Here is a 12,684-nt window from a genome sequence, read left to right on the forward strand (position 1 = left end):
CCAACATGACTGACGGGGGCCGTAGAGCTCCTGCACTTTTTCCGTGATCGCTCGATGTGGAGTTACCGATGGCCGCCGCTCATTACCCGCACCTGTTGGCCCCGCTGGACCTGGGTTTTACCACGTTGCGCAACCGTACCCTGATGGGGTCGATGCACACCGGTCTTGAGGAAAAGCCCGGCGGTTTCGAGCGCATGGCGGCGTACTTCGCCGAACGTGCCCGTGGTGGCGTTGGCCTGATGGTCACCGGTGGTATTGGCCCGAACGATGAGGGCGGGGTGTACTCCGGCGCGGCCAAACTGACCACCGAGGACGAAGCGCTCAAGCACCGGATCGTCACCCGCGCGGTGCACGAGGCGGGCGGCAAGATCTGCATGCAGATTCTTCACGCCGGCCGTTATGCCTATAGCCCGAAACAAGTCGCGCCGAGCGCCATTCAGGCGCCGATCAATCCGTTCAAGCCAAAAGAGCTGGACGAGGAAGGCATCGAGAAACAGATCAGCGACTTCGTCACCTGTTCGACCCAGGCGCAACAGGCCGAATACGACGGCGTCGAGATCATGGGCTCCGAAGGTTATTTCATTAACCAGTTCCTCGCCGCCCACACCAACCACCGTACTGACCGCTGGGGCGGCAGCTATGAAAACCGTATGCGCCTGCCGGTGGACATCGTCCGTCGGGTGCGTGAAGCGGTAGGCCCGAACTTCATTATTATCTTCCGCCTGTCGATGCTCGATTTGGTGGAAGGCGGCAGCAGCTGGGAAGAAATCGTCCAGTTGGCCAAGGCCGTCGAACAGGCCGGTGCAACGATCATCAACACCGGCATTGGCTGGCACGAAGCACGGATCCCGACCATCGCCACCAAAGTGCCGCGCGGCGCGTTCAGCAAAGTCACGGCCAAGCTGCGCGGCTCGGTGAGCATTCCGCTGATTACCACCAACCGCATCAACACCCCGGAAGTCGCCGAGCAGATTCTGGCCGAAGGCGATGCCGACATGGTCTCCATGGCGCGGCCGTTCCTCGCCGACCCGGACTTCGTCAACAAGGCAGCCGCCGGCCGTGGCGATGAAATCAACACCTGCATCGGTTGCAACCAGGCGTGCCTGGATCACACCTTCGGCGGCAAGTTGACCAGTTGCCTGGTGAACCCGCGCGCCTGCCATGAAACCGAACTCAATTACCTGCCGGTGCAACAGATCAAGAAAATCGCTGTGGTCGGTGCCGGTCCTGCGGGTTTGTCCGCGGCTACCGTGGCCGCCGAGCGCGGGCATCAGGTGACGCTGTTTGATTCGGCCAGCGAAATCGGCGGCCAGTTCAACATCGCCAAGCGCGTGCCAGGCAAGGAAGAGTTCTTTGAAACCCTGCGCTACTTCAGCCGCAAACTGCAAACCACTAACGTCGAGCTGTGCCTGAACACCCGCGTTGATGTGGCAAAACTGGTCGAGGGCGGTTTCGACGAGATCATCCTGGCTACCGGTATTGCCCCAAGAACTCCGGCGATTCCGGGTGTCGACAATGCCAAGGTGCTGAGCTACCTGGATGTGATCCTCGAGCGCAAACCGGTGGGCAAACGTGTCGCCGTGATCGGCGCGGGCGGTATCGGTTTTGATGTGTCGGAGTTCCTGGTGCATCAGGGCGTGGCCACCAGTCTGGACCGTGAGGCGTTCTGGAAGGAGTGGGGCATCGATACGCATCTGCAAGCGCGCGGCGGTGTCGCCGGCATCAACGCTGAACCCCATGCACCGGCTCGTGAAGTGTTCCTGCTGCAACGCAAGAAATCCAAGGTCGGTGACGGCCTGGGCAAGACCACCGGCTGGATTCACCGCACGGGGCTTAAGAACAAGCAGGTGCAGATGCTCAACAGCGTCGAGTACCTGAAGATTGACGACGAGGGGTTGCACATCCGCATCGGCGAAACCGGCGAGCCGCAAGTGCTGCCGGTGGACAACATCGTGATCTGCGCCGGGCAGGATCCGCTGCGCGAACTGCAGGAGGGTCTGGTAGCGGCCGGGCAGAACGTGCATTTGATTGGCGGCGCGGATGTGGCGGCGGAGCTGGATGCCAAGCGCGCGATCAACCAAGGGTCGCGTCTGGCTGCTGAACTCTAAAACTCACACATTCTGTAGCAGCTGGCGCAGCCTGCGTCCGGCTGCGCAGCAGTCGTAAAGTCGGCCACCGCGGTGATTCAGGTAAACGGGGATGGCAGGATTGACGACTGCTGCGCAGCCGGACGCAGGCTGCGCCAGCTGCTACAAGGTTTGCGTTGGCTGATAGACTGGCGTCTTTTCCGTCTGCGCAGAGCCGATGCTTTCTCCTCCAGCCAACTGGCTACCCAAGCCCCTGCTCGAACCCCTTCATCTCGGCTGGCTGACCAATGCCGGCATCGAAGCCGCGATCCTGCGTCTGGACCAGATCGATCCAATGATCAGCGGCAACAAGTGGTTCAAACTCATCGAGCACCTGAAATCCGCTGACCGGTTCGGTGCCAAAGGCATCATCAGCCTCGGCGGTGCCCATTCCAATCATCTGCATGCACTGGCCGCCGCGGGCAAACGTTTCGGTTTCACCACCGTTGGCCTGCTGCGTGGACATCCACAAGAAACGCCGACGGTGAAGGACTTGCAGGCGTTCGGTATGCAGCTGCATTGGCTGGGTTATGGCGGTTATCGAGCGCGGCACGCGCCGGGTTTCTGGCAACCCTGGCAGGCGCAGTATCCCGATCTGCATCCGGTGCCGGAAGGTGGCGGCGGTTTGCAGGGAGCAAAGGGCTGCATGCAACTGAGGACAATGGTCAGCGAGCAACTGAACGGTCTGGGCTGGAACGACTACGACGGCTGGTGGCTGGCCTGCGGAACGGGCACGACCCTGGCCGGTCTGGTGCTGGCCGAGGCGGGCGAACACCCGGTGTATGGTGCGTTGGCCGTGCCCGACGATCATGGGGTTGCGCAGCAGGTCGAGTCGATTGTGCGAGAGGCGGGTTTACAGGATCGCGCTTATGAATTGTTCGACACCAGCCGTGGTGGCTTTGCCAAAGTCGATCCGCTGTTACTCGAATTCATCGATCAGACCGAACAGGCCAGCGGCATTTCCCTCGAACCGCTGTACACCGGCAAAGCACTGTTGGCGCTCAAGCAGCAAATCGAAGCGGGAAAGTTTGCTCGCGGGACACGCCTGATCTTCATCCACACCGGCGGTTTGCAGGGCCGCCGGGGTTTCCGGTGAGCGGCCGAATTTAGCCGCGCTTGGGCATCATCCGCAGCAAGGTGTTATCGCGCACCACATAGTGGTGATAAATCCCCGCCAAGGCATGCAGGCCGATCAGCCAATAGCCGATAGTGCCGCCGAGTTCATGCCAGCCCTGGATCTGCTTGGCCAACGCCTTGTCTTCTGCGATCAGCAACGGCAGGTCAAAACCGTAGAACATTACTTGATGGCCTTTGGCGCTGGTGACCAGCCAGCCCAGAATTGGCATGGCGATTATGAAAATGTACAGCGCCCAGTGCATCAATTTGGCCAGCACGGTCTGCCAGTGAGGCGAGGCCGGGAAAATTTGCGGTGCCGGGCTTAGGCTGCGAGCAAACAGCCGCAGCCAGACCAGCACAAACACCGTCAAGCCCAGCAAAAAGTGCGATTCGGTGATCAGCGTCCGGCCGCCACTGCCTTTTGGAAAGATCCCGCGAAATTCGATACAGGCGTAAACCAGCGCCAGCAGGACCAGCATCAACCAATGCAGCGAGATCGATACGGTGCTGTAGCGTGAGTCGGAATTCTTCCAGGGCATACGGTGTTCCTCACAGTTCAGGTCGAACCACCGTTCTTGTTCGACGGTGTGCGTTAACTGTAATCCGCATTGGTGGATTTGCCTTTGGCTATTTGGACGTTCATTGCTCTGGATCAGGTGATCGGCCACAAAAAAGCGCCAGTTGCGTTAAGGAACTGGCGCTTTTTTATGAGGCGATAGGCTCAATCAGCGGGTTTGCGGCATCTGGCCATTGGCCAGGCGCTTATTGATATCAGCGATCACTTCCGGCAAATCGGTGATGGTGTCGATCATGTAGTGCGGCCGCGAGCCTTCGAACATTGCATGGATGCGTTTACGTTCGCGGGCCAGCTTGTCGCTGCCCAGGGCGCGATATCCTTCGTAGTCCAGGCCCAGCGCGTTGCCCGAGCAGATCAGCGCCACGGTCCACATGCCGGCACGGCGACCTTCGAGAATGCCCGGCACGGTGTCGTCGATCTTCACGCAGGCCGCGACATCATCGATGCCGAGGGCAATCACGTTGGCCAGCGCCTGGGCCGGCCATGGACGGCCGTTGGGCACTTCGTCAGTGGCGACCACGTGGTCGGCAACGTAACCGTTGGTGGCGGCCAGTTCGACAACCTTGTCCATGACCTGTTTCGGGTAACCGGAGCATGAACCGATCTTGATCCCTTGCTGGCGCAGGTTGGCGATGGTGTCCAGCGCGCCGGGAATCAGCGCCGAGTGCTCGGCGATTTTCTCGATTTGCAGTGGCATGAAGCGTTTGTAGATGGCAGTGACGTCGTCATCGGTCGGCGTACGGCCGAACACCGCGCGATAACGTTCGGCCACTTCTGGTTGATCGCACAGGGTGCGGATGTGGTCCCACTTACCCATGCCCATCGGCCCGCGGGCTTCTTCAATCGAGACCTGGACGTCGAACTCGGCGAAAGCTTCGACAAAGATCTGCGTTGGTGCGAAGGAGCCAAAGTCGACCACGGTGCCGGCCCAGTCGAGGATGGCGGCTTGGAGTTTGGTTGGGTTTGTATAGTTCATGGTGATAATCCTGTAATTGGGAACGGTGATCCCTGTAGCAGCTGTCGAGCTTGCGAGGCGGCGTTCGGCTGCGCAGCAGTCGTAAACCCTGACGACGCGGTCCACCTGAAACACCGAGGTGGATGTTTTACGACTGCTGCGCAGCCGAACGCATGCTCGCGCAGCTCGCCAGCTGCTACAGGTCGTCGTGAATCAAATTTCTAAAACTTCCATCTCGCGCAGTACTTCGGCGACCGCCGCCACCGCCGCGTGCATCTCGGCCTGGTTGACGTGGCCGATGCAGCCGACGCGGAAGGTTTCGACCTGGGTCAATTTGCCCGGGTAGAGGATGAAGCCCTTGGCTTTGACGCGTTCGTAGAACTCCTTGAACTGGTAGCGCGGATCTTTCGGCGCGTGGAAGGTGACGATGATCGGCGCCTGAATGGCGGCGGGCAGAAAGCTGCGCAGTCCGAGCTTGGCCATGTCATCGAGCAGCACCTGGCAGTTGTTGGCGTAGCGCTGATGCCGGGCAGGCAAACCCCCTTCTTCGTTGTATTGCAGCAGGGCTTCGTGCAGCGCGGCGACCACATGGGTCGGCGGGGTGAAGCGCCATTGACCGGTCTTGGCCATGTAGGTGTGCTGGTCAAAAAGGTCCATCGCCAGCGAGTGCGAGTTGCCGGCGGCATTCGCCAGCGCCTCTTTGCGAGCGAAGACGAAACCCATTCCCGGCACGCCTTCCAGGCATTTGCCCGAAGCGGCGATCAACGCGTCGAACGGCACCTGTTGCGCGTCGATCGGCAGGGCACCAAAGGAGCTCATGGCGTCGATGATCAGGCGTTTGCCGTGTTGCGCGATGACGTGGGCGATTTCCGGCAGCGGGTTGAGGATACCGGTGCTGGTTTCGCAGTGAATCAGCGCGACGTGGGTAATGCTGGCGTCGGCGCGCAGCAGGCGGTCGACGTCGGCGGCGGTGGTCGGTTCGTCTTCGGCAGTTTCAAAGGTGCTGAAGGAGCGGCCGAGCACTTCGCAGATTTTCGCCAGGCGTTTGCCATAGGCGCCGTTGATCAGCACCAGGACGTTGCCGTCGCGTGGCACCAGCGTGCCGATCGCTGCTTCGACGGCGAACGTGCCGCTGCCTTGCAGGGGCACGCAGTGGTGGCTGTCGCCGCCGTTGATGATCGCCAGCAGTTGCTCGCAGAGGTTGGCGGTCAGTTGATTGAAGCGATCATCCCATGAGCCCCAGTCGACCATCATCGCCTGACGGGTGCGGGCCGATGTGGTCAATGGGCCGGGGGTGAGCAGGATGGGCTCGGCAGTACTCATTCTCGTGTCCTCGCAATCGATGAGATGAAGCTACGGGGCTTAAATTGCAATTTGCCGTGCTATCAATCAAATTGTTTGTTGTTATGCCAACCATCAGTGAGGGTTATTCATGAACCTTTTTCAGCTCCGCGCCTTCGACGCCGTGGCCCGTGAGGGCAGCTTCACCCGGGCCGCTGCGCGATTGTTCATCAGCCAACCGGCGGTCACCGGCCACATCAAGGCGCTGGAGGAGCACTACCAGATCACCTTGTTGCGGCGCACGGCACGACGAGTGGAATTGACGGAGGAGGGCACCCAACTGGCCGCGATCACCCGGGCGATGTTCGGTCTGGCCGAAGAAGCGCAGGTGATGTTGGAGGCGAACCGGCAGTTGCTGACCGGGCGTTTGGAAGTGGCGGCGGACGGGCCGCACATGGTCATGCCGATGCTCGCCAGCCTGCGCGCTCGCTATCCCGGAATTACCGTGAACCTGCGGCTGGGCAATGCTCAGGAAACCCTGGCGGCGTTGCTGTCGGAGCATGCCGACGTGGCGGTGCTGACCGAAGTCGAACCGCGCAAGGGCTTGCATCTGCAAGGCTTAAGCGAGTCACGAATGTGTGCGTTGGTGCCTGAGGGGCATCCGTGGGCGCAGATGTCGAAGGGCGTGCCGCTTAAGGCGCTGGATCAGGTGATCATGGTGTTGCGCGAGCCAAGTTCGATAACCCGGCGCACCTTCGACAAGGCCTGTGCGACGGCGTTGGTCAATCCACGGGTGTTGCTGGAACTGGACAGTCGCGAGGCGGTGACCGAAGCCGTCGCCGCAGAATTGGGGGTTGGCGTGGTGTCGTCGGTGGAAGTCAGCCACGACCCGAGGGTGGTGGCGGTGCCTATTATTGGCGAAGGGTTGGTCAATCGGCACATGATTGGCTGCATGGAACGGCGCCGGGATTTACGCTTGATCCAGGCGTTTTTTGATTTGGCGCCATCCAGTTGAACCGCGGCGCGGCTATCGCGGGCAAGCCACGCTCCTACAAGGATAACGTTGAACCTGTGGGAGCGAGGCTTGCCCGCGAAGAGGCCGGGCCTGCTTATGCCAGACTCTCGCGAACCATCTCCAGAAACGTCGCCACCACCCGCCGCGAACTCTGCTCGCGCAAGCACACCAGTGTCTCGGTCAGCCGTCGTTTGCAATCGGTAATCGGCAACGCGCAAACCCTCGAATCCGCACCGAACTCGGCAGCCGATACCACGCCGACACCAATCCCCACGACCACCGCTTCACGCGCGGCTTCCCGACCTTCAACCTGAATCGCCGGGCGGATACGAAACCCGGCCCGGGCCATTTCTTCTTCCAGCGTCTGGCGCGTCACCGAGCCGATTTCCCGCAGCACCAAAGGCGTGTCGTCCAGGTCAGCGAGGCAAATCGATTCACGGTCGGCCCACGGATGATGGCGGGAAACGAACGCCACCATCGGGTCATTGCGCAGCGGCAACGAGATCAATCGTTCGTCACTGACTTCACGCCCCAACAACGCCAGATCGGCCTGGTAGTTGAACAACCGAAACAGCGATTCATCGGTGTTACCGGTTTCGATTTTCACGCTGATGCCGGGATAGCGTTCGCAGAACCGCGCGATCTGCGGCAGCACGTGCACCGGCGCATCGACGGCGAGAATCAGACTGCCGGTCTGCAGCGCCTGAGACTCCTGAAGCAACTCTTGAGCCTCGGCCTCGATGACGAACAGCCGCTGAGTAATGCTCAACAAACGCTCGCCCAGATCGGTCAGGCGCACCGAGCGTTTGTTGCGGTGAAACAGCAGCACACCGAAACGCTCTTCGAGTTTGCGCACTTGGTCGGAAATCGCCGGTTGGGTGAGAAATAGCCGCGCGGCGGCTTTGGTAAAGCTTCCGTGGACGGCAACGGCGTGGAAGGCTTTGAGCTGGGCGTGGGAAACCGACATCGAAACCTCCAGTAACAAGCTGAGCTTATATTGGAAATACGATAAATCGATTTCACTTATTAATCAGTAATTGTTTTTATCGACCTCAGCCCCGGTGACTGGTTAGTCAAACAGCGTCGGCGGCCATGAGCCTGTGCGTGCAACAGCAGGACTCATCTGACCGAGATCGCCTCAGGGAAGCAGCGATATCGAAGTGCTCAACAATAAAAAAACAGGCGTTATTTCTCAATTTCTGCCGGCACACTCACACCCTGAGGTCAGAACCACCATGAACAAGCACATCGGCACCATCAAGCGTTGGCGCGTGCAGATCTTCGCGATCACCTGGCTCGCTTACGCCGCGTTCTATTTCACCCGCAAAGCCTTTTCCGTGGCAAAACTGGGGATCGCCGAAGACCCCACCTTCATGCTCGACAAAATGGCCATGGCCAACCTCGACGCTATCTACCTGACGGCTTACGCCATCGGGCAATTCACTTGGGGCATCCTGGCCGACCGCTTTGGCGCGAGGGTCGTGGTGTTTGGCGGGTTACTGATCTCCGCAGCGGCAGCGCTGGTGATGGGCAGTTTCGCGACGTTGCCAATCTTTGCCACCTGCATGCTGATTCAAGGGTTGGCGCAGTCCACCGGCTGGTCCGGGCTGTGCAAGAACCTCGGCAATTTCTTTCCGGCCGAGCAGCGCGGGCGGGTGTTGGGGTTGTGGAGTTCCTGCTACGCCTTTGGTGGTCTGGTGGCATCGCCGTTTGCTGGCTGGTGGGCGTATACGCTGATCGGCACCTGGCACGCGGCGTTCTTTTCCAGTGCGGCGGTGGTTGGGCTGGTCGCCGTGCTGTTTTTCATTTTTCAGCGCAACAAACCCGAAGACGTTGGCTTGCCGGCGGTGGAACCAGCGCCGCAACTGACGGCGGAAGAGGCCGACGCGCAAAGCAAGATCAGCGTGCTGGAACCCTTAAAAGAAATCCTGCGCAACCGGACCGTGCTGGTTCTGGGCCTCGCGTACTTTCTGCTGAAACCGGCGCGCTACGCGATTCTGCTCTGGGGGCCAGTGATCGTCTTCGAGCAGATGCCCTCGGTGGGCAAGGTGGGCGCGGCGATTATCCCCACCGCGTTTGAACTGGCCGGTTTGCTTGGGCCGATTCTGCTCGGTCTGGCCTCGGACAAACTGTTCGGCGCCCGACGCATGCCGGGGTGTGTGCTCAGCCTGTTGGCGCTGACCGTGACCCTGGCATTGTTCATGGGCGCCCTGCATACCGGCAGCGTGATGCTGGTGGTGGCGCTGCTGTTCGTCATGGGCCTGACCCTGTACGGACCGGACTCGATGATCAGCGGCGCGGCAGCCATCGATTTCGGTACCGCCAAGGCCGGCGCAACCTCGGCCGGCTTCGTCAACGGCTGCGGCTCGGTCGGGGCGATTCTCGGCGGGTTGCTGCCGGGCTACTTCGACTCGGTCACCGTGTTCATCGTCTTCGCCGGTTGCGCGTTGTTTTCAGCGCTGGTGCTGATCCCCTATTGGAACAGTCGCCCGGCTGGCCTGCGTGCAGAAAGTGCATTCGTGCCTAACCGGCCGATGAGCGTCAAACCCCTGCGTACCTGAGGAAATACCGATGAGACCTTTCTGGCTGGAACAGGCGCTGGTGGCCGAATCCTGCGCGCCGTGCGAACCCTTGGCGGGCGACACCCGCGCCGACGTCTGCATTGTCGGTGGTGGTTACACCGGGCTGTGGACCGCGATCATGCTCAAGGAACAGAACCCCGAACTGGATGTGCTGCTGATCGAAGCCGATATCTGCGGCGCCGGCGCCAGTGGTCGAAACGGTGGTTGTGCACTGTCGTGGTCGGCCAAGTACTTCACGCTGGAAAGGTTGTTCGGCGTCGAAGAAGCGGTGCGATTGGTCAAGGAGTCGGAGCGCAGCATCCATGCGATCGGCACCTTCTGCGAGCAGTACGCGGTGGACGCCGATTACCGCCTCGACGGGACGCTCTACACCGCCACCAACCGTGCCCAATGCGGCTCGACCGATGCGGTGATCGCGGCGCTGGAGCGCAATGGCATCAACTCCTTCTCGCAACGACCGGTTGCGGATGTACAACGCATGGCCGGTTCCAGCAAACACCTGGAAGGCTGGTTTTCTCCGGCGGCGGCCAGCGTGCAGCCGGGCAAACTGGTGCGCGGCTTGCGCCGGGTCGCCTTGCAACTCGGTGTGAGGATTCATGAGCACACCGCCATGACCGGACTGGAAGAGGGCCGACCTGCGGGCATTCAAACCCCGAACGGCACCATTCGCGCCGACCGCGTGGTGCTGGCGATGAACGCCTGGATGGCCCGGGCGTTTCCACAGTTCGAACGCAGTGTGGCGATCGTTTCCAGCGACATGCTGATCACCGAACCGCGCCCCGATCTGCTCAACGAGATCGGATTGACCAGCGGCGTCACCGTGCTCGATTCGCGGATTTTCGTGCACTACTACCACAACACCCCGGACGGCCGAATCATGCTCGGCAAGGGCGGCAATACCTTTGCTTACGGCGGGCGAATGTTGCCGGTGTTCGATCAGCCGTCGCCGTATGCCGATTTGTTGCGGCACAGCCTGAGCGAGTTCTTTCCGGCGTTTGCCGAGGTCAAGGTCGAGGCGACCTGGAACGGTCCGTCTGACCGCTCCGTCACCGGTTTGCCGTTCTTCGGCCAGATGAGTGCCAGCGGCAATGTGTTTTACGGTTTCGGATACTCCGGCAGCGGGGTCGGCCCGTGTCATATGGGCGGGCAGATTCTTGCCTCGATGGTCCAGGGACTGGACAACGCCTGGACCCGTTCGCCGCTGATCAACGGCCCCTTGGGCTTCTTTCCGCCGGAACCGATTCGTTACCTTGGCTCCCTGATGGTGCGCAACGCCATCCGCCGCAAGGAGCGCGCCGAGGATCACGGGCGCCCACCGCGGCATCTGGATGTGCGTCTGGCAAAGTTCGCGGCGGCGGCAGGCAAGGCCGACAAGGGATGAGTGTCAGGGGGCGAGGTCCGAGCGATTGACCAGCCAATCGAGCAGCAAGTGGCTATCGCCGCGTAGCTCGGGAGCAGGCCTGGTGCGCGGGTGATGGCCCATACCGACGCACAGCACCGGCCGGTCCGGGTCGCTGTCGAGAAAACTGATGAGTACATCGCTGCCGGCCCTTGGCAGTCTGGACGGGTCAATCCGACCGTCCGGCGCTGCGAGGGCCACGGGTAGCCAGATACCCGCAGATTCATCCGGTTCCGTTGTTGGCCACAGCCTGACCTGCACTTGCCCTCGCTCATCCATCACAGCGGGCTGTCCGGCAGGGCCAAGCACCCGCGCCGGCTGATAGCCCGGGATGCTCGGCCGGGTCTGTGTGAGCGCCGGCCTGAATACCGTTGACCAGGGAATGGCGATGAACTGATTGCGGTAATGGCGGACAGTCACGGGTTTGTCGGCGGCGAGAATCGAAGGCTGTTGCCCCTGATGACGGGTTTCGGTGAGCAGCCATTGATCGTTGAAGCTCGATAGGGGATGCGCTGACACTTGCACAATCCGTGCGCTGCGCAACGCGCTGTGGTTGCTTTGGCCGTGGATTTGCACGTGCTGGCAACGCAGACGCTCCAGTTGTCGTCGGCTCAGATGATCGCGATGGAGGTGCTCGGGAGCGGGACGGGCCATCACCGGCAAGGGTCGGGTGAAAGCGTGGTTGGCCGCGCCCTCGTCGGGGTTTTGCGAGCCACGGTTTCTGGTTGGCAGTCGTGAGGGCGAGTGCGGCGAGTCATGGCGCTGGAACAACTCACTGATCACCGGCACGTCATTGTCTTCGGGCGCGTTGCCCTGGTAAGGCGTAAGGACGGGTTCCTGGGGGAAACTCAGGCTGTCATCGGCCAGGACCAGCACATGCCTGTCGCGCTGATGTTCGAAGTGATAGTGAATGCCTTCTTCTTCACACAGCCGTTGCAGCAATGCCAGATCGCTCTCCTCGTACTGAATGCAAAAAGGCCGGAGCGGATAGTGCCCGTTGGATAACTCGAAGCGATAGCTCCCCTCGGGCACATCATGTTCTTCCAGCAGTTGGCGCAGGATCATCGGTACGCTGAGGTGATGAAAGACGCGGCGTAAACGCTGCCGGTCGAGCCATTGAAGGTAGGGCACCAGCACCAGTTTGTAGCCGATCCGGTGGGGGCCGCGATGCTCGCGACTGGCACTGTGAAGGACGCCGTGAATACCCTGGCCCTCCATCAGGCTGAGGAACACCGGCTGTTGCAGCAATCGGTCGAGGTTCATGGCCGGCGCCAGGCCGATCACTTCGATGTCGAATCGATAGGGTTGGTTGAGGGCTTCTCGGCCATTGAACTGCAACACCTGCAAACTCAAATCGCCGTCGAGGAGTGTCAGGGTGAAGGGACTTTCCTTGTCGTTGTGCATCGAACGCGCTTCTGCCATGGAATTCGGGCGCAGAGGGTACGAAACCACAGCCCTTTATGGTCACCGCAAATCGAAGTTTCAGAATCGCCCTACAACTGCCGGTGAAGATGTCGATTCACCATGTCGGTGAACAGGGTGGATTTTTTGGTCGATTGCCAACTTTAGGCCGTATAAACTTGCGCAAAGCGTCGGCCAATAGATGTCTCGGCGCCACAGATAAGAGAGTGAG

10 protein-coding genes are annotated in these 12,684 nt (G+C 60.9%); 5 read left to right on the plus strand and 5 right to left on the minus strand.

What is annotated here, in order from left to right:
* Positions 1-68 precede the first annotated feature (68 nt).
* Positions 69-2,108, plus strand: coding sequence for an NADPH-dependent 2,4-dienoyl-CoA reductase (locus QK293_RS07260; RefSeq protein ID WP_282376478.1), 2,040 nt, complete (start codon positions 69-71; stop codon positions 2,106-2,108).
* Positions 2,109-2,304: 196 nt separating this feature from the next.
* Positions 2,305-3,222: a pyridoxal-phosphate dependent enzyme gene (locus QK293_RS07265; RefSeq protein WP_282376480.1), complete on the plus strand. Its 918-nt coding sequence runs from the start codon at positions 2,305-2,307 to the stop codon at positions 3,220-3,222.
* A gap of 10 nt (positions 3,223-3,232) precedes the next feature.
* On the opposite strand, the gene QK293_RS07270 is transcribed toward QK293_RS07265, so the two are convergent.
* The 3 genes from QK293_RS07270 to QK293_RS07280 form a co-directional block, all read right to left on the minus strand.
* Positions 3,233-3,781: a cytochrome b gene (locus QK293_RS07270; protein WP_282376482.1), complete on the minus strand. Its 549-nt coding sequence runs from the start codon at positions 3,779-3,781 to the stop codon at positions 3,233-3,235.
* 186 nt (positions 3,782-3,967) lie between these two features.
* Complete coding sequence (gene phnX, locus QK293_RS07275) at positions 3,968-4,795, minus strand: phosphonoacetaldehyde hydrolase (protein WP_282376483.1); 828 nt, start codon at positions 4,793-4,795, stop codon at positions 3,968-3,970.
* A gap of 192 nt (positions 4,796-4,987) precedes the next feature.
* The gene (locus QK293_RS07280) at positions 4,988-6,097 is read right to left on the minus strand and encodes a 2-aminoethylphosphonate--pyruvate transaminase (protein ID WP_282376484.1); all 1,110 of its coding nucleotides are present in this window, start codon (positions 6,095-6,097) and stop codon (positions 4,988-4,990) included.
* A 109-nt stretch (positions 6,098-6,206) separates the two neighbouring features.
* Here QK293_RS07280 and QK293_RS07285 point away from each other — a divergent pair, with 109 nt between their 5' ends.
* Complete coding sequence (locus QK293_RS07285; RefSeq protein WP_282376485.1) at positions 6,207-7,070, plus strand: LysR substrate-binding domain-containing protein; 864 nt, start codon at positions 6,207-6,209, stop codon at positions 7,068-7,070.
* Between the two features lie 94 nt (positions 7,071-7,164).
* On the opposite strand, the gene QK293_RS07290 is transcribed toward QK293_RS07285, so the two are convergent.
* Positions 7,165-8,037, minus strand: a complete 873-nt coding sequence (locus QK293_RS07290; RefSeq protein WP_282376486.1) for a LysR family transcriptional regulator — start codon at positions 8,035-8,037, stop codon at positions 7,165-7,167.
* Positions 8,038-8,305: 268 nt separating this feature from the next.
* Between QK293_RS07290 and QK293_RS07295 the strand changes: the two genes are divergently transcribed.
* Both QK293_RS07295 and QK293_RS07300 read left to right on the plus strand, forming a co-directional pair.
* Entirely contained in the window at positions 8,306-9,631 is a 1,326-nt protein-coding gene (locus QK293_RS07295) for an MFS transporter (RefSeq protein WP_282376487.1), read from the plus strand.
* Positions 9,632-9,635: 4 nt separating this feature from the next.
* Positions 9,636-11,033: an FAD-dependent oxidoreductase gene (locus tag QK293_RS07300; protein ID WP_282376646.1), complete on the plus strand. Its 1,398-nt coding sequence runs from the start codon at positions 9,636-9,638 to the stop codon at positions 11,031-11,033.
* Positions 11,034-11,036: 3 nt separating this feature from the next.
* On the opposite strand, the gene tssI is transcribed toward QK293_RS07300, so the two are convergent.
* Positions 11,037-12,455 (minus strand): type VI secretion system tip protein TssI/VgrG, encoded by a 1,419-nt coding sequence (gene tssI / locus QK293_RS07305; protein ID WP_282376488.1) that lies wholly within the window; start codon positions 12,453-12,455, stop codon positions 11,037-11,039.
* Positions 12,456-12,684 lie beyond the last annotated feature (229 nt).

Origin of the sequence: Pseudomonas sp. AL03 (assembly GCF_029960815.1) — a bacterium.
Classification (GTDB): domain Bacteria; phylum Pseudomonadota; class Gammaproteobacteria; order Pseudomonadales; family Pseudomonadaceae; genus Aquipseudomonas.